Source organism: Campylobacter concisus (genome assembly GCF_001891085.1).
Classification (GTDB): domain Bacteria; phylum Campylobacterota; class Campylobacteria; order Campylobacterales; family Campylobacteraceae; genus Campylobacter_A; species Campylobacter_A concisus_O.
Map to the genome: position 1 here is coordinate 84,690 of NZ_JXUP01000008.1, position 24,975 is coordinate 109,664.

A 24,975-nucleotide genomic window follows, 5' to 3' on the forward strand; every position below is an offset into this window, starting at 1 on the left:
ATTTATTAAGATAAGCTAGCTTTTTAAATTAGTTGGCTAATTGGCTTTTTAAATTCAAATCTAAGTAGAAATTTAAAGAGCCAAGCCAGCCCTAAAATTTCAGCCTAAAGCCAAAGCTAAGCGAGAATGTCCTTTGGCTTTAGCTTGTTTAGCTTTTGCACTAGATCATCAAAGCTCGCTCCATTTTCGACCTCGCGTATGATAAATTCCTCAAAAAACTCACGTTTTATATCTTTATCCGTGTAGGTCACGCTCTTTTTGGTAACTTGCATAGGCTTAAATTTCTCTTCTTCTATCTCTTCATCGCCATTTTCTCTAACTAGCGTAAGAGCGATATTTTGGAGCACATCGGCGATGCTCTCGCCCTTTTCATAACTTGTTTTTAGAAATTTTAAAAACTCATCTTTGCTGTTTTTATCAGCGTAGCTTACACGGTGCAACATAGGCTGACCCAAGAATTCTATACGTTTTTTATCCGAGCTTTGCTCGTAATGTAAAGCTCCGTCTTTAAAAGAAATTTTTACATTTGCGTGCTCGCCAAGTATCCTTTCGGCGGTAAATTCCAGCCATTTATCTTTAAACTCATCGATATTTAGATCAGAGTCTAGCAAATTTGTAGCCTCACGGCTTAGATAAAGAGCGCCAAAAGCATTATTGGTTATTTTGTTATTTATGCTCATTTTGTGGTTTTTGATGAACTCATCTACACTAAAGCCGTTTTTCTCGCTAGTGATGATGGAATTTAACCTCCAAAGCTTCGTGCTATCAATGAAATTTTTAAGGCTAAAGATTTCATCTTTGCTCGCCCCACTATCAAGGCCATTTATCTTGCCCCAGATAGAAATTTTATCATTTGATGAGTAGCCAGAGAGAGGTAGATGCTTGATGTCCGCAGTTTTGGCGGGAATTTCTACTTTATCTAATTTTGCGTTTGTGGCTTGGCGCTTACTAAAAGCGTCTTGGTAGTTAAAGCTTTGATTAAATCCATTTAGCGTGTTTATCATGTCAAAATCCTTTAACACAATATCGGCAAGTAGATTTAAATTTTAAGTGGATTATTTTTTATTGCGGTATTTTTCAAAAATGGCGATCATTTGGTATGAGTTTTGGGCGATTTTAAATTTATTTGGATTTTTGCCAAGTAGCTCTTCTCTTAAAGAGTCGATAAATTCTCTATCTTTTTTGCAAGCCTCAAAGCTCACTCGTCCCCTAAGTACGGCCATAAATATAATATCAGCAGTCGCATTTATCATCTCAAGCATTTTTTCTTCGCTCATTTTTGTGGATTTTGCCCTTTTTAAAGCAAATATTATTCCTTTACGCTCACAAAATTTACTATTTTTACCTCTTGGCTCTCTTTGCAAGCCTCCAGCGCAGCTGCATTTTTCACCATATGAGCGCTTTTCATATGCTCTTTTTGGCTTGCAATATCTTCCCAAATCTCCATAAAGCAGTATTCGTTTTTACCACCCGCAACTATGCCACACTCGTAGCTTATGCAGCCTTTATCTTTTCTTGAAGCTGGCACGATCTCTTTTAAAATTTTTTCAAATTTTGCTTCACATCCAGCTTTTAACTTTACATTTACATAAAATCCAATCATCTGCCCATCCTTTAAAAATTTTTGGCTAAAATAGCGCAATTTAGACGCAAGTTTGCGTATTACATTACAAGGCCTTTAAACGATGAAATGATACAAAACCATAAATTTATAATTTCTAAAACCAATCAAAAACAATAAATTTAACCAAAATCGGAGAGAAAATGAAAAGACGAGACTTTTTAAGATTAAGCGCATTAGGCGCGGCTAGCCTTCAAGCAAAAGAGCTTGGAAGCGCAGAGCAAGCGTTATTTGACAAACAAAGCGGACTAAGCGCAAATAAATTTGGCCCATTTTACGTAAGAACTATCGCAGGGCGCGTGGTTGAGACCGTGCCATTTGAGGGCGATGCTTATCCAAACGAACTAAATAACGCAGTCATTGACTACATCCAAAATGAGAGCAGAGTAAAATATCCATTTGTTAGAAAGAGCTTTTTAGCCAATCCAAACAACCCAAAACCAGAGCTTCGCGGCAAAGAGGAATTTGTGCGTGTGAGCTGGGACGAGGCTATAAAGCTAAGTGCAAAAATTTTAAAAGAAAATTTTGATAAATACGGTGCTGAAGCGATCTATGGACAGGTTTATCAGTGGGGTAGCCTTGGCAAAGTTGGCCACAGCCAAAAGACCGCAAAAAGGCTACTTAACGTGCTTGGCGGCTACGTAAATGAGCTAGGTGGCTACTCATACGGCGCAGCGACTGTCATCATGCCTCACGTCACTGGCTTCGTCGATCCTGCGCTAGCGCCAACAAAGTGGGAGGCGATCTTAAAAAACGCCAAAACGATCGTATTTTGGGGCACAAACCCAGTAGTTTCAAACAAGATCGCCATTGGCGTGCCGCTTCACAACTCATATAAATACTATGATGAGATCAGAAAAAAAGGCGCGAGTGGCGAGATGAAAATTTATAGCGTTGACGTTTATCACAACGATAGCGCAAAATACTTTGACTCAAAATACCTTGAAGTCGTACCTTGCACCGATACGGCGATGATGATAGGTATGTGTAACTACCTTTTTGAAAAGGGACTTTACAGCAAAGAATTTATAGAAAAATACACAGTTGGCTTTGATAAATTTAAAGAGTATATGCTTGGTAAAACTGACGGGGTCAATAAAAACCTAGCTTGGGCAAGCAAAATTTGTGGTGTGAGCGAGCAAGATCTTGCGAAATTTAGCGAGGATCTAGCTAAAAATGATTCAGTGATAATTAGTGGCTACGCCATTCAAAGACAAGATCACGGTGAGATGGCGTACTGGGCGCTTGTGACGCTAAATGCGATGCTTGGACACATCGGTAAAGAGGGTTGTGGCTTTGTCACAAATGACGGTATGCACAAAAATGCTGATGAGAGCTTCATAGCACCTAAACTAGCAGCTTTTGAGACGAAGGTGCCACAAAAATTTATTGATAGTGGCTTAGTGCCAAAGACAAAGGGCTACGAAATGCCAAACTCAAGGCTCATAGACGCACTTCTTAAGCCAGGCAAGGAGATAACAAGAAATGGCAAGAGCTACAAACTACCAAAGATTAGAGTGATGTTTAACGCAAATGGCTCAACTTTTACAAGGCATCCTGACGCAAACAGAGCGATAAAAGCTATGCGAAACGTTAATGCTATCATCACTTGCGAGCCGTTTTGGACAAGTACAGCTAAATTTAGCGACATCGTCTTGCCAGCTGCGCTTGAATACGAGCGAACAGACATCGAGATGGCAAATTCAACGAGCGAGTATCTATTTGCGATGAAGCCACTAGTTAAGCCATTTGGCGAGAGTAAGAGTGACTTCGAGATCGCAAGGCTGATCGCCAAAGAGTGGGGCAGGGAAGAGGCATTTAGCGAGGGTAAAAGTGAGCTAGAGTGGGTCAAGACAATATATGAAGATGCCGTTAAAAAGGCTGCTGAGCTTGGGTATGAGAGCATGCCTAGCTTTGAGGAATTTTGGGAGAAGGGATATTTTAGATTTGACAAGATCGATGAGAAAAAACGCTACTTTACAAACTACAAGAAATTCCGCGACGATCCAGTGGCAAATCCGTTAAAAACGCCATCTGGCAAGATAGAAATTTACTCTGAGACGGTTGCTGGCTTTGGCTATGATGACTGCCCACCGCATGCAGCTTGGCTTGAGCCATTTGAGTGGCTTGGCGCAAAAAATAAAAAATACCCTATCGCAATCAGCGGCGCGCACTCTAAATTTAGGCTTCACTCACAGCTAAATAACTCCGTGCTTCGCAACTTTAACGAGATCGCAGAGCGTGAGCCAGTGCTAATAAATCCAAAAACAGCCGAGGCTAGAGGGATAAAGATGGGCGACGTGGTGCGCGTGTTTAATGATAGAGGCGAAATTTTGTGCGGTGCATTTGTAACTGAGGATGTGCCACAAAATGTCGTGATAGTAAGCGAAGGTGCTTGGTATGACCCTGAAAAACCGGGTGAAAAGAGCCTTTGCTTGCACGGAAATTTAAATGTGCTCACAAAAGACGTACCATCAAGCAAGATGAGCCAGAGCAACACCGCTCACACAAGCCTTGTGAATGTCGAGAAATTTAAAGGCGTGCCAAAGCGTGTAACTGCATTTGACGCACCAAAGATCGGTGTAATGCACGCATAAAATAGAAGCTATCCTTAAATGGATAGCTTCTAAGCTTTAAAAAATTTATTTATCTTAATAGCAATGAATTTTCACAAAGCTCTTCGATCTTTGAAATTTGCTCTTTAACTCTTGCTTTTAAGCCATCAAGCATTGCTATTTTTAAAGTATAAATTTCATTAAAATCGCTCTTTATATCAAGCAAAATTTTATTTAAAAACGAGCTGTTTGAGCACATTAAAGCTTCAAACTCATAAAGACTAAACGCATCAAGCATACGCTCATAGACGTCTTTTGCGCTTGGAATATAAAGTGGCGTATTCATCTGCAGATGCGATTCTAGCGTCTTTTCTATCTTTTGTTTTATAAAATAAACCGCGAGTTTGAGCGCGTTTTCATAGTTTGAGGCTAGCTTTATATCAAGCTTTTCAAAAAACAAAGAGACCTTTTGTGTGGCCTTAAATTTAGCCGTTTCATACTCTCTTAAAAAATTTTCATATGTCCGTCCGGCATAGGTATTTATGGATTTTGTTTCGTAAGCCAAGGCTTGATCATCAAAGCTAGCGTAATTTTCATAGCGAGATTTATATATTAAAAATTTATCCTCTAAATTTTTATAAAGCTCATTAAATGCTGAGGTTATTGCATTTTCTAGCTCTTTTAGATCTTTTTTGTAGCGTTTAAAAAATTTATTAAAAACCACATCTTCGTAGATAAGTTTTGAAAAGACTTCGTCGCTATCAAGGCTTATTACCTCAAAATTTTCACGCTTGTAAATTTCTTTATTTAAAAGCGTCTTTGAAGCGTTAAATTTTGTCTTTGAAAATGGTTTAAGTAGCTTAAATACTTCATCGGCAGCAAGTTTTATAACTTCACTCATTTGACTATAACTTAAAGTGATCTTTGGCTTAAACTCCTCTTTTATCGCCTCTAGCCTCTCATCTAATGAGCCACTAAATTCATCTAAAATAAACCGCGCATTATCATAAATTTCTAAATGTTTTTCTTGCTCGTTGGTTAGGAGTTTTACGATCTTTTTTGCCCTTACTTTTATGAAATTTTCTTTAAAGCTGTTGTCTAAAAAGCACTCTTTAATAGCCTTTAGAGCTTCGTTAAAATTTGAAGCTTCAAGTAGGCCTTTGTCATTATTTGTTATGCCAAGAAGGGCTTGCTTTGACGAGATAGCGATGATATCCTCAAAAAGCTCGCCATAAGTTTGCCCAGCGTGTTTTAGCAAATTTTCAAGCTCGTCCTCGCTTAGCTTGTCTTTTTGGTTGATTAGGCAGATCGCTTTTAGATCATTGGCTTTTAAAATTTCTTTGATACTTTCAAGCTCACTTGCCTTTGCGGCGTTGTTTGCAAGGCTTAGCCATATCGCACCACTAACCTTTTTTAGCGTATTTTTTGTCTCTTTTGTATCAGCATCTCTTAGCGAGTTTAGGCCAGGAGTGTCGATGAAATTTATCTCTTTTAAAATCTCACTTGGCGCATAAAGCGTCATGCCAGAAACTTGCTCGCCTAGCTTATTTAGCTCGGCTAGATCGCTACTTGCTAGCAGGCTTTCGCTATCGTTTATAAATTTCACGCTTAGAAGTGGCATCTTTGCAAATTTTAGTCTCACAGCCTTTGCAGTGACTGGAGTTAGTCCTGATGGCAAGATATCTTGACCAAGAAGTGCGTTTAAAAACGTTGATTTCCCACTTGAAAATTGACCGATAACAGCTATTAGCGGTGGTTCATTTAGAGTGTCTATTAGTAAATTTAAGCTCTCTTTTATCTGCTCGCTTATATGCAAGCTAGGATCGTTTAGATCATTTACGAGCCTAGCTAGCTCACCCTTAAAATCATTTGTAAAGACCTTAAAATATCTCGCTTTGTAGGCATTTATAAACTCATTAAACATTTTTAATATCCTCTAAAAGTGAGCAAATTTCATCTTGTAAGGAGGTCTTTTGTCTAAGCTTTGAAATCGAGCTTTGATTTTGTAAATTTAGCTCATTAAGTTTTTCATTGAGCACTAAAAGCCTTTTATTTAAAGCCTCTTTTTGGCTCATCTCATAAGCCTTTACTCGCTCTTTTAGCAGCTTTTTTTCATGTTCTGCTAGTATCTCACAAAACTGCGATATGCTTTTATTGTTAAGTAAATTCTGTCTTAAACTTAAAAGCACCTCATCTGGCTCACTTTTGCTTAAAATTTTAGCTTCAAGCTCATCTAGAAGCTCGATAAAATCAAGCTCTACGCCCATTTGCTTTAAAAAGTCATTTATACTAAAAATTTTATTTTCACTCACCTTAAAGCCATCAAAACTTAAAGCGATATTTTGCTCGCATGACTTTGTTTGCACTAAAGTTTCATTTCTGGCCTCTCTCATAAGTGCTGCAACTCCGTCATGAAGTGTAGTTTTTGCTATTTGTGTAAGACGTTTTAGGTTTAAATTTTCTCTTTTATTTTTGCAGTAAGCGATCTCACTCTTAATCTTTTCGTTTAGATTTTGAAGTAATGCTTCAAGTCCCATTTTATAGATATCTTTTGCATTTTTATCATCTAGTTTTTTTAGCTCGCTTTCTAAAAGCCTTTCAAGTTTTGTGAAATTTTCATTAAGAGAATTTTTGATATTTGCTTGCTCGTTTTGCAAAGCTTCTAGCTCTAAAGTAAAGGCCTTAAGCTCTAAAATTTCAGCCTTTGTAGCTTCGAGTTTTGTTTTTAAAATATTTTGTAATTCTTTTTGATATGAGTTTAAAATGAGAGCTGATTTTTTAGAGTCTTTACCAAAAAGCACATCGTAAAGATACTCTTTAAACTCCGGCACACCACTATTTAAAGCGCCATCAAGATAAGCCTTTGCACTAAGCACAAAATAATCTATCTTTATATCATTTATTTGCTCGCCAATCGCCTTTTTTACGTAGTTAAGCGTTTCATTAATATCCTTTGCGTTTAACTCATCAGTGTGAGTTAGCACGATAGCAACTCTTACGATATGCGAGTTTTCAAGGCATTTTTTCAAAAATAGTGCGTCTTTTTGCGTTGCACTTTGCGAAGCATTCATGAGATGTGCTAAAAGGTCGCACTCTTTCATAAAATTTGTAGTTATTTGCTCTCTTAAAACGATCGCATCATCTATGCCCGGAGTGTCTATAATGCAGACATTATCTCTTAAAAGCTCCAAGTCATCATAAAGCTCAACGCTTTTTACGAGATTTGCTGTTTTTGAGCTTGAAGATGTATAGTTTTTGATCTCATCTAGGCTGATCTCTACGCTACTAGCTGGTAAATTTTCGCTTGAAAGTCCAAGCTTTTCTAGCTCGTCTGGGCTATAAAAATTTACCTTTGCATGGCTATTTGATGCATGCTTTAAGATGGTTAAATTTATGGTCTCAGGCACATTTGAAGTGCCAAGGACGGATTTGTTTAAAAGTGCATTTAAAAGGGTTGATTTGCCAGAGTTTATGATGCCGCTTACTGCGATGTTAAAAAGCGTTTCGTTTGATCTTTTTTTGGCGTTTTTTAAAGCTAGTAAAAATTCTTTATCTTCATCAAGCATACTTGCTTTTTCATTTATCTCGTTTAGAAAATCCAAGCTCTTGTGAAAATGATCTTTTGGCTTCGCATTAGAAATTTCTGCTTTATTTTGATTTGAGTTTTTGCTTATAAATTTTATTAAAAAATCAAATTTTTCATGGCTAATTATCTTTTCGTCACGTAGCTTTTGTAAGCGGGTTACGAGTTCATCACTTGAAATTTTTGCCTCATTTAGTGCTTTTAGCGTAGCTAGCTGTGCACTTTGTATGCTAAAGATATCAAGTCCAACGCCTAGCTTTTTTAAGATAGTTCTAAACTCGGCAAGAGCCATAAACTCATCTAAATTTTTCTCATCACAAGATAAAAGAAGCGCCAGTAGATCTGGGTAAAAAGGCACGCTTGCATCAGTATTAGCGTAAATTTTATTTAAATGCCAAGCGTGATTTAAAAACTCGTCCATTAAAGATTCTTTTTTTGAAATTTTTTAGATTTTATTACGTTTTTACTTACGAAGCTATCAAGATTTAGGCGCAAAATTTTATGTTTTTTTAAAAAGTTTAATTTAACTCAAGCTTTTTAAAGCTAACTCTTGGATTTATATTTAGCTCGCTATGGTTTACAAACTCTCCTTTTAGGTACTTCTCACGCCCAGCTCTTGCTATCATCAAGGCATTGTCAGAGCAAAACTCAAGTGGAGCTAGTAAAAGATCGCACTCGTTTTTTTGACAAAGCGTTTCAAGCCTTTTTCGTAAATTTAGATTTGCACTTGCGCCGCCAACTACACCAAAACGCTTAAAATTTCTTAAACAAAAGACCTTTTCAAGCTTGTTTAAAATGTGCTCACAGGCAGTATTTTCAAATGCATAGCAGATGTCAGAAATATCTTTTGGAGTGATACTTTCTAGCTTTGAAATTTCGACTCTGACTTGGTTTTTAAGCCCTGAAAAACTATACTCAAGGCGCTTGTCGTGAAGAAGTGGAATGGTAAAATGAAACCTCTCTTTGTCTTTACAAAGTAGGGCATTTTGCTGCACCACGACACCGCCTGGATAACCAAGACCAAGCATTTTAGCAACCTTGTCAAAGCTCTCACCAAAGCTATCATCGCCAGTGCTTGCAAGCTCCAAAATTTCATCATTTTCGCTTACTTCTAAGATCATCGTATGCCCGCCACTAACTAGCAGTACGCCAAGTGGAAAGGTAGCTTCGCGATCTAAAAATAGTGAGTAAATGTGGCCAACTAAATGATTTACGGCAATTAGCGGGATATTAAGAGCCACGCTTAGCGCTTTTGCCATGCTGACGCCGCCTATTAGGCTCACGCTAAGACCTGGCTCATTTGTCACAGCGATTGCTTTTATATCTTTAAAATTTGGCAAGATATCCTCTAAAAGTGCTGGCAGTGCCTTTGTATGAAGCCTAGCTGCAAGCTCAGGAACAACGCCACCAAAGATAGCGTGCTCCTCTTCTTGAGAAATTTTTTTATAATAAATCTTCTCTAAAGTGCGTTCATCTATGAGTGCAACTGAGCTGTCATCACAGCTGCTTTCGATGCCAAGTATCATTTAAACTCCGCTAAGATCATGCCAGCAAATTTCTCTTTGCCATCTTCGTTTTTATAAAACTCGACTCTATAAATTTTGCCGTCTTTGTCGATGCTGTAGCTTTTATTTAGACTACTTTTAGCCACTTCTTGCTCACTCTCATCTATACTTTTTGTGCCATATCCTATGACATTTACGCGCACGTTTTTGAGTGATTTTATTTTAAAGCTCTTTTTCACGCTAAATTTATCGCCACTTTTTAATGTAAGCTCGCTACCGTCACTTATTAGTGAAATTTCCTCAAGCGGTTTTGCAAACTCAAAATATTGTGGCTTTAACCTAGTAACAAAGCGGTTGCCGTACTGCACTTTGAAGCTACCATTTTCTTTTATGACGGCTATTAACGGATTTGGTGAGCTATAGTTTAACTCGCCTTTTTTAAGTGGGACAAAATTTATTAAAGGCTTTAGATTTTTAAGACTTATCGCGTATGAATTTTCAAGCTCGAGTCTGATCTCTTTTTCGATCGCCTTTTTTACGCTTTTAACATCAAGATTAAACGGCCTAGTAAAGCTAATGCCAGCCTTTTTCATATATTCTTCAATAGCGATTAGATGGTAATAAGTCCTTTGCTCAGCGTTTAAATTTTTACTAGCTTCGTTTGCAAAGGCTGATTTATTTTGCGTGATAGCATAGTAAGTTAGGCTTTTTAGCATCTCTTTGTCACCCATCGCAGTGTGCGTGTTTTTGATGTGATACTGGTGTTTTTGATCTATTAGATGCTTGTTTAGCACGTCTTTTACGCTTGAAGCAATGTTTTCAAGCTCTGGGTATTTTGAACTAGGAAGTGTGCTTTGATCAATGATGCAAGTATTGCCCCATTTATCTGGATTTTCGTCTTTGTTTATAAATTTATCTCTGTAATATCCGCTTCCATCGTGCAAATTTAATATGAGCGTAACGTTTTTATCATTGATGACGTCTTTTATCTTCATCACTGAGTTATAGTCTGGATCGTTTTTATCGACATGGGCAAATTTTCTATTCATATCGCCTTTTGTGCCACGACTTCGCTCGATTATGCTTGGGAAATTTAAATTTGGCACAACCCAAAGCGAGCCTTTTGTGATGTTATAGTCAGTTGCCACGATAGAGGCTGCCAAAAAGCCACCCGGCTCATCGCCTTGAATACCGCCGATTAACAACATCGTGTTCTCGCTTGGCTCACCTTTTTTGATGAGCGCATAGTCTAAAGTATTGGCCAAACTAGCAGTGGCAAAGGTTAGTAAAAAAAGTAGAAATTTACGCATTAATATCCTTCGTAATGCTTTGTTTTTGGTAAAAGCAAATTTAAAACTATGCCAGTAACCGCGCCAAGCCCTATACCTGAAAATTTAACTGCTCCAAGGTCAAGCACCATGCCGCCGATGGCAAAGATAAAGATGAGGGCTACGATTATCATATTTCTAGGGTCTGCAAGGTCAACTTTATTTTTTATAAGTGTCTCCATGCCAACGCTTGCAATGATGCCAAAAAGTAGCAGCATAATACCGCCGATGACCGGGGCTGGGATAGTTGAGAGCACCGCTCCTAGCTTGCCAACGAAGGCTAGCACGATGGCAGTGATCGCCGCAAAGGTCATGATCGCTGGATTATAAGCTTTTGTAAGGCTAACTGCGCCTGTGACCTCTGAGTATGTAGTGTTTGGCGGGCCACCAAAAAAGGCAGCAAGCGAAGTAGCAAGTCCATCTCCAAGGAGCGTATTTTTAAGCCCTGGATTTTTTAGAAAATCCTCTTTTGTGACGTTTGAGATAGCAAGCATATCGCCGATGTGCTCGATCGCTGGGGCGATGGCGATAGGTATCATATAAATGATTGCTTCAAACTCAAATTTTGGTGTAGTGAAATTTGGCATTCTAAACCAAGGTGCATTAAAGATAGGGGTAAAATCAACCATGCCAAAGCAGTAAGCTACGATGTATCCGGTGATAATACCAAGCAAAATAGGTATAAGCCTAAACATGCCACGTCCAAGCATCATCACTAAAATAGTAGCCACTAGCGAAATGCCAGCGACGATCATTGCTTCATTTTGAGTATAAATTTCAGTGGCTGATGTTGCCATTTTGACGGCATTTGGAGCAAGGATTAGGCCTATTGTCATGATGACCGGCCCAACGACAACTGGAGGCAAAATTTTATGCAAAATTTTCTCTCCGCCAAATCGGACCACAAGACTTAAAGCAACATAGAAAAATCCAGCAAATATAACGCCTCCCATCGTCACGGCTATGCCCCATTTTTCGATACCGTACTGAAGCGGCGCGATAAAAGCAAAGGAGCTTGCTAAAAAAATAGGCGGAACATTTTTTCTAGTAATTAGCTGAAAAAGTAGCGTGCCAAGACCGGCTGTAAAGAGAGCTACATTTGCATCTAGCCCCGTAAGTATCGGCACTAATACAAGTGCACCAAAGGCGACAAATAAAAACTGAACGCCGATTAAGCTTTGCTTGGGATCAAATTTATAACCCTCATACCTTTGCATTTAACATCCTTTTTGCGTAATTTCTAACTTCTTTATCAGCTTCAAAAATTTCATCAATATTTGAAATTTTAATATTTCTAAAATTTTTAACAGAGCTTAAAACGAGCCTTGAGATATCCAAAAACGAACATTTTTTCTCTAAAAAGCTAAATACTCCAACCTCATTTGCAGCATTTATCACTACACCTAGATCAGGGTTTGCTAGGACCTCATCTTTTAGCGAAAAAATGGGATATTTTTTAAGGCTGATTTTATGAAATTTTATATTTTTTAGATCAAGTACATTTGCGTGTGAGACAATATTTTCATTGATATTTTCAAACATAGCATGAGCGATAGCTAGCTTCATATCAGGTCGCGAGAGGTGCATCGTGCTTGAGCCGTCTATAAATTCAACTACGGCATGTATCGCAGAGGTTGACTCTATCACAGCCTCGATCTCCTTAATGCCATAAAGCCAGTAAGCTTCCATCACCTCAAAAAGCTTATTTGTCATCGTCGCACTATCAATCGTAATCTTTGCGCCCATATCCCAGTTTGGATGCTTTAGTGCATCGCTTGGTGAGGCGTCTTTTAGAAATTTGATCGGCTTTTTATAAAATGCACCGCCACTTGCTGTGATGATGAGTTTTTTTGGTGCAGTTTTATTTTCAAGTAGAAATTTAAGTCCAAAATGTTCGCTGTCTATTGGTAAAATTTCTCTAGTTTTTAGAAATTTGCCGCCAACAACAAGGCTCTCTTTGTTTGCAAGTGCAAGCCTTTTGCCAAGAGTTTGCGTCTTTAAACTAGGAGCAAGGCCAGCAAAGCCAACAAGGGCGTTTATTATCTTTTTTGAGCTTGAAATTTCTAGCATTTGCAGCAGTCCAGCCTCACTAAAAAAGATATTTTTATCTTCTATGTTTTTTACATTTTTAGCTAGCTTTTCATCGCCTACGCAGACAAATTTTGGTTTAAATTTTAAAATTTGCTCATTTAGTAAATCTACATTTTTAGCGCAGCTTAACGCCTCAACCTCTACGCCAAATTTTTCGCAAAGATTAAGGGCGTTTTTGCCGATTGAACCAGTTGAGCCAAGTATTACCACGAGAGCGACCAAAGTAGGGCAACTACACCAAATAAATAGCCATCTATCCTATCAAGCATGCCGCCGTGTCCTGGGAAGAGCGAACCACTATCTTTGACGCCGCAAAGTCTTTTTAGGTAACTCTCAAACAAATCTCCCCAAACCGCAAACACGCAGACTAAAAAGCTTGAAAATAAAATTTGGAAAAATCCTTCAGTTATAAAATTTCCAACAATGCAGCCAATCACAGTGCCTATTGCTACGCCGCCTGCTGCACCTTCGATTGTTTTATTTGGTGAGCTTGGGCTAAATGGATGTTTGCCAAACATTTTACCAACAAAAAATGCACCACTATCGCTTGCAACTACGCTTAAAATAAGCCATACGAGATAGCCTACGCCATACTCTGAGTAAAGCATCCATATCATAAAGATCGGCGTGGTTGGATATACAAAAGGTGCGACTAGCTTTAAATTTTCACTTTTTATGTGAGCTAGGATCGAAGCAACTAGCATGATAGCAAGGATCGCTATGAATATTGGATTTGTAAAATATGTAAGCACGTAAAAAGCAAGTGCGGCAAAAACTAGCTGTTTGTGATCGATATTATAAAGCTTGAGCGACTCATTAAATGCAAAATAAAGCACAGCGCCGAGCAAGATAAAATTTAAAATATAATTATCAATAAAAAAAACTACTAAAATAGCAACAAACATCAAAACGCCAGTGATTATGCGAGATTGCATATCCTCTCCTTAAAATCGTTATTTCGCTGTAATTATAACACTTAAATTTTAGACGGCGTTTATAAGAGTAAAATTTGGTTTAAAAAGCATTTTAAGCTGGTAAATTTAGACTATTTTGGCGTTAGTAAAGATTTAAATTTGCTTTTTAAGCACACAAATAAAGCAAGACCAAAATGATCCCAAGCAGCAACTTGCAATAAATATACGCAGTAGTGCTTTATGGCTTAAAATTTTAAAAATTATTTTCCTCAAAAAAGTCGGTATCGATTTTGCAAATTTCATATATTTGGCTTGTTTGAACGCCGACTTTGTATTTTATCATTAGCTCCGCAAGCTTGTCGCCATCTATCAAAACCACGCTAAAATTTTGATTATCTTTAGCGAAATTTTCAGCTTCTTTGGTAAATTTTGCTGTAGTGATAAAGACACCTTTTTTAGTATTTTTATTTGAGATGGCGCCGATAAACTGCTGAATTTCTGGCCTACGGATATTACTGCCGTCTTTGTATCTTTTTGCTTGGATATAAATTTTAGAAAGCCCAAGCTCATCTTCGTCTATGATGCCATCTATCCCGCCATCTGGGCCTTTGTTCGTAAGATTTCCAGCTCCATAATTCATCTTTTCAAGTAGCTTTGTTACAAGGTATTCAAAAAATCTTGACTCTTTTTCTAAAATGCTAGATAAAATTTCACTTTTTAGCTCTTCTTTTATCTTGCAAAGCGCTTCATCTATATTGTCATCTGGGGTGTTTTCCGTGGCTTCTTTTTTCTCTTGCCTTATCTCTTGTTTGTAAATTTCATCGTACCAAGTGAGAAATTTGCTCTTTTTATCCTTACTGCTTACTAACTCTTTGCCAAAATTTGTTATGGCAAATAGGCTTCTACCAACTTTTTGAAGCAGCACTTTTTCTGGCCTTGATTTTACTTGAGCTGTTGTAGCCAGATAGGATAAAGCCCAGTCGGTACGATTTATATAAGTTGGAGTTCCTCTTTTTATTTTTTGCAAAAGATCTTCGTCTTTTAGCTTAAAATGCTCAATTATAAATTTAGAAATTTCAGCTCTATTTGCCTCTTTCTTTTGCGCGACAAATTCTAAAATAGGCAGCATCATATCTTTATAGCTTGGCAACATTTTATATCCTTAAATGAAGCAAATTTTTGAAATTATATAAATTTTTTGGCTTAAAAGCTATAATCAAAACATGAGATGTCTTGGCCTAACAAATTTTCTTTTAGAAAATATTAGCTTATTTGTAAACACCTTTACTACGATATTTGCGCTAATTTTTTGTTTTGTTTCTGGTGTTGGAATCGTCTTTATATTTATCGCATTTCCACTTGGCTATATAATGGGCGCACTCTTATCAATCCCATTTTTGATATTTTTATTTTTCTTATTTGTATCTATTGATATCTTTTTATGCCTTTTGGCATCTATTTGCAGTCTTTTTTAACAAATTTAGAAGTAAATTTGGGGCTTTTACAGCCCCTTTGCTACTTTATAGCAGCCATTTTTCTACGCATATAAGCTATGCGGCTTTGAAGTGGTAAGTGTTTAGGGCAGTTGTCTTCACAGCCTAGCAAAGTCATACAGCCAAATACGCCGTCATCGTCGCCGATAAGCTCGTAAAAGTCCTCGTCGGTTCGTTTATCGAGCGCATCGATTTTAAATCTAGCTACGCGGTTAAGTCCAACCGCACCGATGAAATCAGGCCTCATGATAGCCGTACCGCATGCAGCCACGCAGATACCGCACTCGATGCAGCGATCAAGCTCAAATACCTCTTGAGCCACTTCAGGCTCAACCTTTTCCTCAAGTTTAGAGATATCTGTCTCGTGGTCTGTATGTATCCAGCTCTCCACACGCCTACTCATCGCATTCATCCAGTTGCCCGTATCTACGCTTAAGTCTTTTAGTAACTTAAATACCGGCAAAGGCATAAGCTCAATTACTCCGCTTTCAAAATCCTTAGTAAGAGTTCTACAAGCTAATCTTGGCTTGCCATTTACAAGCATGCCACAACTTCCACAAATTCCAGCACGACAAACAAAGTCAAAGCTAAGATCTGGGTCAAATTTCTCGCGAATCATATTTAACGCGATAAATAACGTCATACCATCAGTCTCTTCTAGCTCGTAGGTCGCAAAGTGCGGCTTTGAAATTTTGCTTAACGGATTATATTTAAATGCTTTTATGGTTATTTTTCTACTCATATCCTATTCCTGCTCTTTCGTTTGGTGCTTTATATTTTGGTTGAAGATCATAGTGCATTAAAGCCTCTTGAATTTCTTGCCTGCTCTTACCTTCAGCTTGCATTTTCTCACGAATTTCATCAACCTCTTTTTGGCGGATGGCACTATCTGGATGCTCAATAATATTACCTTTCGCACCATAGCCTCTAAATGCTGGTGGCATCTCCATTTTCATAATATCAAGTGGCTCATACACAATAGTCGGTAGCGTATCGCCCTCTTTCCAGCTAGTTAGAGTTCTGTTTAGCCAGTTTAGGTCGTCGCGTTTCGGATAGTCTTCGCGGCAGTGCGCTCCGCGACTCTCGGTGCGATCAAGCGCGCCTTTTGCGATACAAAGGGCCAGTTTTAGCATTTTTGGTACGCGGTAGGCTTCCTCAAGCTCAGGGTTGCCAAATAGGGCCTTGTTTGTGACTTTGACATCTAAAGATTGTTTATAAAGCTCTTCTAGCTCTTTTACCGCTACGGCAAGACCTTCGCCGGTTCTAAATATCGCCACGTGCTCCCACATAATGTCTTTCATCTTGTTTTTGATCTCAAATACGTTAAATTTGCCCTCTTTTTCGACAAGGCTTTTTAGATAGTCTTCCTCTTTTTTAACGAATTTTTCGATATCTGCGGTATTTATATCTATCTCGTGGCTGCCGCAGTAGTCGGCAAAATAGTCCCCAACGATCATGCCAGCTACGACGGTTTCAGAAACAGAGTTGCCGCCTAGGCGGTTAAATCCGTGCATATCCCAGCACGCAGCCTCGCCGGCGCTAAATAGACCCGCTAGCGTCGGGCTCTCGCCTGTAGGCTTAGTTTTTATGCCGCCCATAGAGTAGTGCTGCATAGGAAGGATCGGCGCCCAGCCTTTACCGCGTTGGCGTCCATTTTCGTCAGTATATACTTCGGTGTCGGCAGGATCGATGCCGTTAAAGATTTCGCAAATTTCTTGAACATCGCGTAAGTTTTTCTCGATATGCTCACGTCCAAGGATTGAAATATCAAGCCAAACGTGATATCCGTATGGGCTAGGTACCCCTTTGCCTGCGCGGATATGCTCCATGATGCGGCGGCTTACGACGTCGCGGCTAGCTAGTTCTTTTTTCTCAGGCTCGTAGTCTGGCATAAAGCGATATCCGTCCACGTCGCGTAAAATTCCGCCGTCGCCGCGGCAACCTTCTGTTAAAAGAATGCCTGATGGAACGATCGGAGTCGGGTGAAACTGCACCGCTTCCATATTTCCTAGCTGAGCTACGCCGGTCTCAAGTGCGATGGCCGCGCCGATACCTTCGCAAACTACGGCGTTTGTAGTGTGCTTATAAACCCTACCGTAGCCGCCCGTAGCGATTAGCGTACCTTTTGCGACGTAAGCCGTGATCTCGCCGTTAACTAGATCGCGAACGATCGCGCCGTAACAGCGGTTGTTTGCGTGGATTAGCGCGATAGCTTCTTTTCTGTCATGAATTTCGACATTGTGTTTCAGAGCTTCGTTTGCTACGGCAAAAAGCATAGTGTGACCGGTGGCGTCTGCAGTAAAGCATGTTCTCCATTTTTTAGTTCCGCCAAAGTCGCGAGAGTGAATGAGTCCGTGGACCTCTTCTTTTTCTACGATAGTCGTTTTTTGAGCGTTGATGATAGCGCTTCTCTCGCCTTTTGTTATACGAGTCCAAGGCACGCCCCAAGCCGCTAGCTCGCGAATCGCCTTAGGCGCGGTTTGACAAAACATACGCGCTACTTGCTGATCGCAGCCCCAGTCGCTACCTTTTACCGTGTCGGCAAAGTGTACATCCTCGTTGTCGCCTTCGCTCATTTTTGAATTTCCCAAAGAGGCTTGCATACCGCCTTGCGCAGCCGCAGAGTGCGAGCGCTTAACGGGAATTAGGCTTAAAACGACGGTGCTTAAGCCCTTTTCTCCAGCAGCCACAGCAGCTCTAAGACCAGCTAGACCACCACCAATTACCAATGCATCATAATATTTTACATTCATCTTCTAGCTCCTTTTTAATGGCTGATCCACACGAAATCGGCGATTAGCGCAATTATAGCAAGTATGCCATAAACGGCAAATACAATTGTTTTTGCCTTATTTCTTTTGGCAAACATTTCGTGCTTATTTGTACCATCAATGCTTATCCATTTGACATACAAGCGGTACATACCGATACTAGCGTGAACGACCATGAAAACAAGTAGTGCGAAGTAGAAAATTTCTAATTGATGAAATGCAGCCGCTGATTTGTCGGCAGTAATATGTCCACCAAAGACTATATCTACTAAGTGTGCGCTGGCTGCAAAAAATAGCGCAAAACCGGTTAAAAACTGAAACCACCAAAGCGTAGTATCAAGGTGCTTCATGCGGTCTTTGTGGCCTCTAAACATTAGATATTGTCTGTAGTTTGCTGGAAATTTTCTCATAGCTAAAAATGCATGAGCGATAAAAATGGCAAATATTACCGCAGCTATGACGTTAGTGATCCACCATGTAGCCTCGCCGAATAAAAATTTAGCCTCCGCAAACCCTACGACAGCGTTAAATGCGTCTTTGCCAAGTAGTATGGTAGAAGTAAAAACCATATGGCACAATATAAAACAGGCCAAAATAAACCCTGTAATACTTTGCCATCTATCCCAAGCGGCTGGAGTGCGACTTTTTTTGTCGTCCGACCGTTTTCCCAAAAAACCTTCTATAAGCCCGGTCATGAGCCCTCCTAAGAAATTTGAAATAAATTATCATTTCTTAATACTAATTTAAATATTAGTATTAATTGATAAAGCTAATGCTAGCAGATTTTTACTTTAATATTTTTTAAACACTTATATTAGAGCTTTGAAAATTTTTTATAAAGCATGGCATAAATAAAAATTCCAAAACCACACATGATAAGTGATAAAATTTGACCCATTGAAAGATCAAAAATAATAAATCCAAGTCCTGAATCAGGCTCTCTAAAAAACTCGCAAATAAATCTTGCAAAAGTATATAAAATAGCATAAAGCGCGATCAGTTCGCCATTAAATTTCTTAAATTTCCTATATAAAAATAAAATAATAAAAATAACTAAACCTTCTAAGAATGCCTCATAAAGCTGACTAGGATGTCTTGGTTGGCCAAAAACATTTATCGCCCAAGGCATATCCGTAACTCGCCCAAAAAGCTCTTGATTTAAGAAATTTCCGATCCTGCCAAATGTATAGCCAAAAGGTATGCAAACGGCACAAAGGTCAAGTAGCTGCCATAAATTTTGTTTATACCTTTTGCAAAATAGATATGTCGCAAGCAGAAAGCCAACTACTGCTCCGTGGTAGCTCATGCCACGAATTCCTATAAATTCGCCGTTATGAAATGGATTAAAAATTTGCCAAGGTTGCGCCAAGTAGTAGCTTACTTCGCCTGAATAGACTAAAACCCAGCCAAGCCTAGCGCCCAAAATAACGCCTATTTCAACCCAGAAAAAGTAATTATCTAAGAGCTGATTTGAGATTGGGATATCATCTTTTTTAACGAGATATTTTGCCATGGCAAGCGCCAAAACAAGGGCTAAAATATACATAAGCCCATACCAGTGCACGCTAAAGCCAAAGATACTAAAGGCGACTGGGTCAAAGTGGTTATAAATGTCGTTCCAAATTTCCATTTTTACTTTCTTTTTAAATTTATACGATTTTACAATTAATAAATAAACAGCGCTTTACTGCCAAGTGGCAAGGCTAGAAATTTAAACTCGCTTGCTTCAAATTCTTTGCAAAATTTAAATAGCTCAGCAAACTCGGCTTCGTTTAAATTTACGCTCCAGATCGCTCCAGTGTCATTAAATTCTCTTTCAAACTCGCTTAAATTTTTAGTAGCAAAATAGTGCTCAAAGCGGCTCATCAGCGAAAATGGCGTAAAAAATTTAACCTCATCTTTTATCTCAAATTTTATCACACCGCCATCTTTTATAGCCTCGTTTATCGCTTCATTCACAGCCCCAGAGTAGGCTCTAACAAGCCCTCCAGTGCCAAGCTTTATCCCGCCAAAGTAGCGAACTATCAAGACCCCAACATTTATAAGCTGAGCTCCTCTTAGCGCATTTAGGCTTGGCTGGCCGCTAGTGCCCTTTGGCTCGCCATCATCGCTTTGATTTTCAACGATTTGTCCATATTTGTTTAGCTCCCTTGTCGCCCAAACTACGTGAACGGCCTTAAAATGCTCCTCTTTTAGGTGTTCGTGCAAGCTTTTAAACGAGCTTATCGGGCACAAAAATGCTAAGAAATTTGACTTTTTTATATCAAGCTGGGCTTTAAATATCCTATCAATCGTCTGCAATTTTGCTCTTTTTTAAAAATTTTAAAAATCTTATCAATTTGCTAATTAAAGCCTTGTAAATTCAAACAAATTTATATTATTAAGGAAAAGATAGTAGAATTTTGCAATTTTTTATGAAGGACTAAAATGATACAAACTTGCCTATTTCCAGCGGCTGGATATGGAACGAGGTTTTTACCAGCTACAAAATCGCTCCCAAAAGAGATGTTGCCGATCCTTACAAAACCACTCATTCACTACGGTGTTGATGAGGCACTTGAGGCTGGCATGGATAATATGGCATTTGTCACAGGACGCGGAAAAAGGGCGCTTGAGGACTATTTTGACATCAGCTACGAGCTAGAAAAAGAGATCGCAGGTAGCTCTAAAGAGTCACTGCTAAGCGAAGTTAGAAATTTAATGAGCTCATGCACATTTTCATTTACTAGGCAAAATGCCATGAAAGGGCTTGGACACGCCATTTATACGGGCAAAACTCTAGTTCGAGATGAAGCTTTTGGGGTCATTTTGGCAGATGATCTATGCATAAATGAAAACGGCGAGGGCGTGCTTTCGCAAATGGTTAAAATTTATGAAAAGTATCGTTGTAGCGTCGTTGCAGTAATGGAAGTCCCAAAAGAGCAGACCAAGTCTTACGGCGTCGTAAGTGGTAGGTTTATAGAAGATGATCTTATAATGGTAGATGATATGGTTGAAAAGCCTGATCCTGCCGAGGCTCCGACAAATTTAGCGATAATCGGGCGCTACATCCTAACGCCAGATATTTTTAACATTTTAGAGCGAACAAAACCAGGCAAAAACGGCGAAATTCAGATCACGGATGCACTAAAAACGCAAGCAAAAGATGGCATGGTGCTGGCTTATAAATTTAGGGGCAAGAGGTTTGACTGCGGCAGCATCGATGGCTTTGTCGAGGCTACAAATTTCTTTTACGAGCGCAGTAAATGATAGAAACTTCATTTAAATTTAACTTTGCAAGCAGCGATGTCATTGACTCCTACGCCAAACGCATAAACGACGAATACGAAAGCGGCGAGATAGGCTACTACCACCTGCCAGTACTTGGGCAAAATTTACTTGGCGAGATCGACGAGTATGAAAAGGGACTAACTCATATCAAAAATGTCGTGCTAGTTGGCATTGGCGGCAGCAGTCTTGGCGTAAAGGCGCTAAAATCGATGCTTGATGGCACAAAGGGGATAAAAAGAGAGCTTTTATTTTTAGATAACGTTGATCCTTGCAGCTACAAAAGCACGCTTAGTGGGCTAAATTTTGACGAAACGCTTTTTATAATAAGCTCAAAATCTGGCAATACGATCGAGACTATCACCATTTTTAAGTGCTTGCTTGATGACTTTAAGCCTAAAAATTTAGGCAAAAATTTCCTCATCATAACTGATCCTGAGACAAATTTAGAAAATTTTGCCAAAGAAAATGACATTAAATTTTTTAACATCCCAAAAAATGTGGGCGGGAGATTTAGCGTGCTAAGTGCGATAGGCCTTGTGCCTCTTGGTATCTGCGGATATGATATAAAGGCACTACTGGAGGGCGCACTTGCTTGCAAGAAGCAATACATCGAGCAAAAAGATAGCTCAATAGTCGCCAAAGCCTACCACTACGCCACTAGCAGAAATGCCAGTATAAATGTCATTTTTAGCTATTGCGATAGATTTTTTGAATTTAACGACTGGTACGTGCAGCTTTGGGCGGAGAGCCTTGGTAAAAAAAGAGGCTATAAAAGGGTCGGCCTTACGCCAGTTGGACTTGTTGGTAGTCGCGATCAGCACAGCTTTTTGCAGCTTATAATGGACGGCGTAAAAGATAAGAGTGTGACATTTATAAAGATAAAAGATCACGCAAGCGACAAGACTATCCCAAGTTTGAGCTTAAACGGGCTTGAAGAGTGCGATTTTGTGGCAGGTCTAAGCCTAAATGAGCTTATAAATTTGCAGTGCGACGCGACAGCTATGGCGCTGGTGCAAGAGGGCATAAGTGTCGATACTATAACGCTTGAGAGGCTTGATGAGTTTCATGCTGGCTGGCTCATTTTTTACTATGAGCTGCTTACTTCGGCCACTGGTATCATGCTAGGCATCAACACCTACGATCAGCCAGGCGTTGAGATAGGAAAACGTATCCTAAAAACCATGCTTTTAAAGTAGAAAATGAAGAAATTTCTACTTTTAGCTCTTTTTGCCTCGCAAATTTTTGCCTTTTCGGCGAGCAAATTTGTAAATGACGCTAGGTCGCAGATCGGCGTGACGCTAAGTTACGATCCAAGCTACGAAAGGCTCGCCTACCCAATGGGTGATGTGGATATCAAAAAGGGCGTTTGCACCGATGTTGTGATAAGGGCGCTGCGGCATCAAGAGATGGATCTGCAAAGACTCATTTTTGAAGATATGAGTAGAAATTTCACAAGCTATCCTAAAAAATGGGGCCTTAAAAAAGCTGATAAAAACATCGATCACAGGCGCGTTTTAAACATCGCTACCTATCTAAAAAGAAAAGGTTTTGAGGTGAGTGATGATAAATTTTTGCCAGGGGATATCGTCACATGGATGCTGCCAAGAAATTTACCTCACATCGGTGTGATCTCAGATAAATTTGAAGGCCAAATACCGCTTGTCATCCACAATATCGGCTCTGGCGTGCAGGAAGAAAATATACTTTATAACTACAAGATCACAGGTCATTTTAGACTAAAGTAGCAAAATGGCTTTTTAATCAAATTTTAGGCAAAATCGCAAAAAATAAATTCAAGGAAAAATAATGTTAGAAGTTAGGGGACTTACTCAAAGATTTGCAAGCAGTTTGCTATTTGAGGATGTAAATTTAAAGCTAAATCGCCACAACAGATACGGACTAATCGGCGCAAATGGCGCTGGCAAATCGACATTTTTAAAAATTTTAAGCGGAGCTATCGAGCCAACTAGCGGCGAGATCATCATAGAAAATGGACTAAAAGTTGGCGTGCTTGGGCAAGATCAGTTTGCGTTTGAAAATTTCACTCTAAAAGATGCGGTGCTTTATGGCAACAAACGCCTATATGACGCTGTCAAAGAGAAAGAAAAGCTCTATATGAGCGAGGAATTTACAGATGAGATAAATGAGCGCTTAAGCGAGCTTGAGATGATAAGCGCTGAGGAGGATCCAAGCTACGAGTATGAGACTAGGATAGAAAAAATTTTAAGCTCGCTTGGTCTAAATGAATTTGATAAGCTGATGAGCGAGGTTGAAAACTCAGATAAAGTTAAGGTTTTGCTAGCTCAAGTGCTCTTTCCAAAGCCAGACATCTTGTTCTTAGACGAGCCAACAAACAACCTTGATATAGACGCGATCGCATGGCTAGAAAACGAGCTAAACCGCCACGAGGGCACGCTTGTTGTTATCAGCCACGACAGACACTTTTTAAATAGAGTTTGCACAAATATTTTGGATGTGGATTTTAAGAAAATTCGCGAGTTTTCAGGCAACTACGACGACTGGTACATGGCTGCAAATTTGATCGCAAAGCAGCACGAGATGGAGCGCGATAAGAAGCTAAAAGAGAAAGAGGAGCTGGAGAAATTTATCGCGAGATTTTCAGCAAATGCGAGCAAGGCAAAGCAGGCGACCTCTCGTGCAAAACAGCTTGAGAAGCTCGATATAGCAGAGATCGCAGTATCAAGCAGGCGTGATCCAAGCATATTATTTCGTACAAACCGCGAGATAGGAAACGAGCTAATTGAGCTAAAAAATATAAGTAAGAAATTTGATGATAAGGTGATATTTGAAAATTTTAACTTTAAGCTTGAAAAGAGCGATAAGCTAGCCATCATCGGTCATAACGGCGTTGGTAAAAGCACGCTTTGTAAGATCATAATGGGCGAGCTAAAGCCTGACGCGGGCGAGGTGCATATAGGCGCGACCATCGAGCTAGGATATTTCGCACAAGATACGGTAAATAAGATAGATGGCGAGCTAAAGCTTTATGAGTACTTGCAAGATGCCAAAAACAAGGACATAGACGAGATTAGAAAGTGCCTTGGTAGGATGCTCTTTAGCGGTGCTGAGCAAGAAAAGGCAGTAGGCGCGCTAAGTGGTGGCGAAAAACACCGAGTAAGGCTAGCTCAGCTCATGCTTCATAGACCAAATTTACTTGTAATGGATGAGCCAAACAACCATCTCGATCTTGAAGCTATCATCGCGCTTGGCGAGGCATTTTATAACTTTAATGGCTCAGTTATCTGCGTGAGCCACGACAGGGAGCTGATAGACGCCTTTGCAAATAGAATTTTACATCTAAAAGGCAATGGCGAGGTCGTTGATTTTAAAGGCACATACGAAGAGTATAGAGCAAATTTAGGGCTTGAGAGCTAAAATTTGTTATTTCTTGCTCCTGATTGTAGGGGCAAGATTAAAATTTATATTTACTACAAATTCTTACAAATATTAATCTAACTATATAAATTAAAAATAGCTTATAAAAATTATTAAAGTCCAATAAAAAGACTTTATAAATAAGAAAGAAAATTAATAAGAAATTTCTAAAGTATTAGTAAGATTTGTAAAATAAAATTTATTAAATAATATTTTTATGATGCTTAGCTTAAGGACTCTATTTAAAAATTTAATAAATTTACTTTGCAATATGGTGATATTTACTTAGTTTTTACTTTCTAAAGTAATATTAGAAATAAAATTTAACTTTATTTTTTATATTTTTGGATATAAAAAGTGTGATTTAATATTTATTTTATGTTATTTTTCTATATATTTACCTTTTAAGCTTAAAAATTTAAATAAATTTGAGCTAATTACGAGCTTT

21 protein-coding genes are annotated in these 24,975 nt (G+C 39.0%); 5 read left to right on the forward strand and 16 right to left on the reverse strand.

What is annotated here, in order from left to right; all coding sequences use genetic code 11:
* Window positions 1–116: 116 nt before the first annotated feature.
* The 3 genes from TH67_RS08140 to TH67_RS08150 are packed head-to-tail and all read right to left on the reverse strand — an operon-like array spanning window position 117 to window position 1,603.
* Complete coding sequence (locus tag TH67_RS08140) at window positions 117–1,004, reverse strand: hypothetical protein (RefSeq protein ID WP_072595144.1); 888 nt, start codon at window positions 1,002–1,004, stop codon at window positions 117–119.
* Window positions 1,005–1,055: 51 nt separating this feature from the next.
* Window positions 1,056–1,277 (reverse strand): hypothetical protein, encoded by a 222-nt coding sequence (locus tag TH67_RS08145; RefSeq protein WP_021091847.1) that lies wholly within the window; start codon window positions 1,275–1,277, stop codon window positions 1,056–1,058.
* 32 nt (window positions 1,278–1,309) lie between these two features.
* Entirely contained in the window at window positions 1,310–1,603 is a 294-nt protein-coding gene (locus tag TH67_RS08150; protein WP_072595145.1) for a putative quinol monooxygenase, read from the reverse strand.
* A gap of 161 nt (window positions 1,604–1,764) precedes the next feature.
* Between TH67_RS08150 and TH67_RS08155 the strand changes: the two genes are divergently transcribed.
* A complete protein-coding gene (locus TH67_RS08155) occupies window positions 1,765–4,218 on the forward strand; it encodes a molybdopterin-dependent oxidoreductase (RefSeq protein WP_072595146.1) in 2,454 nt (817 codons plus the stop codon).
* Between the two features lie 49 nt (window positions 4,219–4,267).
* Here the strand turns inward: TH67_RS08155 and TH67_RS08160 are convergent, their stop codons facing one another.
* From TH67_RS08160 to TH67_RS08225, 13 genes are all read right to left on the reverse strand, one after another.
* On the reverse strand, window positions 4,268–6,100 hold the full coding sequence (locus TH67_RS08160) for a dynamin family protein (protein WP_072595147.1): 1,833 nt from the start codon (window positions 6,098–6,100) through the stop codon (window positions 4,268–4,270).
* Window positions 6,093–8,180 carry a dynamin family protein gene (locus TH67_RS08165; RefSeq protein ID WP_072595148.1) on the reverse strand — a complete coding sequence of 696 codons (2,088 nt, stop codon included), beginning with the start codon at window positions 8,178–8,180 and terminating at the stop codon, window positions 6,093–6,095. The genes TH67_RS08160 and TH67_RS08165 overlap by 8 nt, the downstream gene beginning before the upstream one ends.
* A gap of 97 nt (window positions 8,181–8,277) precedes the next feature.
* Window positions 8,278–9,285 carry a tRNA (adenosine(37)-N6)-threonylcarbamoyltransferase complex transferase subunit TsaD gene (gene tsaD / locus TH67_RS08170; RefSeq protein WP_072595149.1) on the reverse strand — a complete coding sequence of 336 codons (1,008 nt, stop codon included), beginning with the start codon at window positions 9,283–9,285 and terminating at the stop codon, window positions 8,278–8,280.
* Window positions 9,282–10,574, reverse strand: coding sequence for a M99 family carboxypeptidase catalytic domain-containing protein (locus tag TH67_RS08175; RefSeq protein WP_072595150.1), 1,293 nt, complete (start codon window positions 10,572–10,574; stop codon window positions 9,282–9,284). The genes tsaD and TH67_RS08175 overlap by 4 nt, the downstream gene beginning before the upstream one ends.
* On the reverse strand, window positions 10,574–11,809 hold the full coding sequence (locus TH67_RS08180; RefSeq protein WP_072595151.1) for a uracil-xanthine permease family protein: 1,236 nt from the start codon (window positions 11,807–11,809) through the stop codon (window positions 10,574–10,576). The genes TH67_RS08175 and TH67_RS08180 overlap by 1 nt, the downstream gene beginning before the upstream one ends.
* Window positions 11,796–12,905: a 1-deoxy-D-xylulose-5-phosphate reductoisomerase gene (dxr, locus tag TH67_RS08185; RefSeq protein ID WP_081370931.1), complete on the reverse strand. Its 1,110-nt coding sequence runs from the start codon at window positions 12,903–12,905 to the stop codon at window positions 11,796–11,798. Before dxr ends, TH67_RS08180 begins: the two co-directional genes overlap by 14 nt.
* Window positions 12,887–13,618: a phosphatidate cytidylyltransferase gene (locus TH67_RS08190; protein WP_072595152.1), complete on the reverse strand. Its 732-nt coding sequence runs from the start codon at window positions 13,616–13,618 to the stop codon at window positions 12,887–12,889. Before TH67_RS08190 ends, dxr begins: the two co-directional genes overlap by 19 nt.
* 232 nt (window positions 13,619–13,850) lie before the next feature.
* Window positions 13,851–14,750 (reverse strand): restriction endonuclease, encoded by a 900-nt coding sequence (locus tag TH67_RS08195; protein ID WP_072595153.1) that lies wholly within the window; start codon window positions 14,748–14,750, stop codon window positions 13,851–13,853.
* A gap of 362 nt (window positions 14,751–15,112) precedes the next feature.
* Window positions 15,113–15,832 carry a fumarate reductase iron-sulfur subunit gene (locus tag TH67_RS08205; protein WP_021091811.1) on the reverse strand — a complete coding sequence of 240 codons (720 nt, stop codon included), beginning with the start codon at window positions 15,830–15,832 and terminating at the stop codon, window positions 15,113–15,115.
* Complete coding sequence (locus TH67_RS08210; RefSeq protein ID WP_072595155.1) at window positions 15,825–17,843, reverse strand: fumarate reductase flavoprotein subunit; 2,019 nt, start codon at window positions 17,841–17,843, stop codon at window positions 15,825–15,827. Before TH67_RS08210 ends, TH67_RS08205 begins: the two co-directional genes overlap by 8 nt.
* A gap of 14 nt (window positions 17,844–17,857) precedes the next feature.
* Complete coding sequence (locus TH67_RS08215) at window positions 17,858–18,556, reverse strand: fumarate reductase cytochrome b subunit (RefSeq protein WP_072595156.1); 699 nt, start codon at window positions 18,554–18,556, stop codon at window positions 17,858–17,860.
* Window positions 18,557–18,675: 119 nt separating this feature from the next.
* Window positions 18,676–19,491, reverse strand: a complete 816-nt coding sequence (gene lgt / locus TH67_RS08220; RefSeq protein WP_072595157.1) for a prolipoprotein diacylglyceryl transferase — start codon at window positions 19,489–19,491, stop codon at window positions 18,676–18,678.
* Window positions 19,492–19,526: 35 nt separating this feature from the next.
* Window positions 19,527–20,162, reverse strand: coding sequence for an IMPACT family protein (locus TH67_RS08225; protein WP_072595158.1), 636 nt, complete (start codon window positions 20,160–20,162; stop codon window positions 19,527–19,529).
* Between the two features lie 126 nt (window positions 20,163–20,288).
* On the opposite strand from TH67_RS08225, the gene galU reads away from it, so the two are divergent.
* The 4 genes from galU to abc-f all read left to right on the forward strand — a co-directional run bounded on the left by galU (window position 20,289) and on the right by abc-f (window position 24,527).
* A complete protein-coding gene (gene galU / locus TH67_RS08230; protein WP_072595159.1) occupies window positions 20,289–21,110 on the forward strand; it encodes a UTP--glucose-1-phosphate uridylyltransferase GalU in 822 nt (273 codons plus the stop codon).
* Entirely contained in the window at window positions 21,107–22,327 is a 1,221-nt protein-coding gene (locus TH67_RS08235; protein WP_072595160.1) for a glucose-6-phosphate isomerase, read from the forward strand. Before galU ends, TH67_RS08235 begins: the two co-directional genes overlap by 4 nt.
* A 3-nt stretch (window positions 22,328–22,330) precedes the next feature.
* Complete coding sequence (locus tag TH67_RS08240) at window positions 22,331–22,876, forward strand: DUF1287 domain-containing protein (RefSeq protein ID WP_072595161.1); 546 nt, start codon at window positions 22,331–22,333, stop codon at window positions 22,874–22,876.
* Between the two features lie 61 nt (window positions 22,877–22,937).
* Window positions 22,938–24,527 carry a ribosomal protection-like ABC-F family protein gene (abc-f, locus tag TH67_RS08245; protein ID WP_072595162.1) on the forward strand — a complete coding sequence of 530 codons (1,590 nt, stop codon included), beginning with the start codon at window positions 22,938–22,940 and terminating at the stop codon, window positions 24,525–24,527.
* Window positions 24,528–24,975: the final 448 nt, after the last annotated feature.

Excerpts from the sequence above, each read along its gene's own strand:
- TH67_RS08175 (WP_072595150.1), bottom strand. The coding sequence starts at position 10,574 with ATGCGTAAATTTCTACTTTTTTTACTAACCTTTGCCACTGCTAGTTTG.
- tsaD (WP_072595149.1), bottom strand. The coding sequence starts at position 9,285 with ATGATACTTGGCATCGAAAGCAGCTGTGATGACAGCTCAGTTGCACTC.
- TH67_RS08165 (WP_072595148.1), bottom strand. The coding sequence starts at position 8,180 with ATGGACGAGTTTTTAAATCACGCTTGGCATTTAAATAAAATTTACGCT.
- TH67_RS08155 (WP_072595146.1), top strand. The coding sequence starts at position 1,765 with ATGAAAAGACGAGACTTTTTAAGATTAAGCGCATTAGGCGCGGCTAGC.
- TH67_RS08195 (WP_072595153.1), bottom strand. The coding sequence starts at position 14,750 with ATGTTGCCAAGCTATAAAGATATGATGCTGCCTATTTTAGAATTTGTC.
- TH67_RS08190 (WP_072595152.1), bottom strand. The coding sequence starts at position 13,618 with ATGCAATCTCGCATAATCACTGGCGTTTTGATGTTTGTTGCTATTTTA.
- TH67_RS08150 (WP_072595145.1), bottom strand. The coding sequence starts at position 1,603 with ATGATTGGATTTTATGTAAATGTAAAGTTAAAAGCTGGATGTGAAGCA.
- TH67_RS08235 (WP_072595160.1), top strand. The coding sequence starts at position 21,107 with ATGATAGAAACTTCATTTAAATTTAACTTTGCAAGCAGCGATGTCATT.
- TH67_RS08215 (WP_072595156.1), bottom strand. The coding sequence starts at position 18,556 with ATGACCGGGCTTATAGAAGGTTTTTTGGGAAAACGGTCGGACGACAAA.
- TH67_RS08145 (WP_021091847.1), bottom strand. The coding sequence starts at position 1,277 with ATGAGCGAAGAAAAAATGCTTGAGATGATAAATGCGACTGCTGATATT.
- TH67_RS08180 (WP_072595151.1), bottom strand. The coding sequence starts at position 11,809 with ATGCAAAGGTATGAGGGTTATAAATTTGATCCCAAGCAAAGCTTAATC.
- galU (WP_072595159.1), top strand. The coding sequence starts at position 20,289 with ATGATACAAACTTGCCTATTTCCAGCGGCTGGATATGGAACGAGGTTT.
- TH67_RS08160 (WP_072595147.1), bottom strand. The coding sequence starts at position 6,100 with ATGTTTAATGAGTTTATAAATGCCTACAAAGCGAGATATTTTAAGGTC.
- TH67_RS08210 (WP_072595155.1), bottom strand. The coding sequence starts at position 17,843 with ATGAATGTAAAATATTATGATGCATTGGTAATTGGTGGTGGTCTAGCT.
- lgt (WP_072595157.1), bottom strand. The coding sequence starts at position 19,491 with ATGGAAATTTGGAACGACATTTATAACCACTTTGACCCAGTCGCCTTT.
- abc-f (WP_072595162.1), top strand. The coding sequence starts at position 22,938 with ATGTTAGAAGTTAGGGGACTTACTCAAAGATTTGCAAGCAGTTTGCTA.
- TH67_RS08205 (WP_021091811.1), bottom strand. The coding sequence starts at position 15,832 with ATGAGTAGAAAAATAACCATAAAAGCATTTAAATATAATCCGTTAAGC.
- TH67_RS08240 (WP_072595161.1), top strand. The coding sequence starts at position 22,331 with ATGAAGAAATTTCTACTTTTAGCTCTTTTTGCCTCGCAAATTTTTGCC.
- TH67_RS08140 (WP_072595144.1), bottom strand. The coding sequence starts at position 1,004 with ATGATAAACACGCTAAATGGATTTAATCAAAGCTTTAACTACCAAGAC.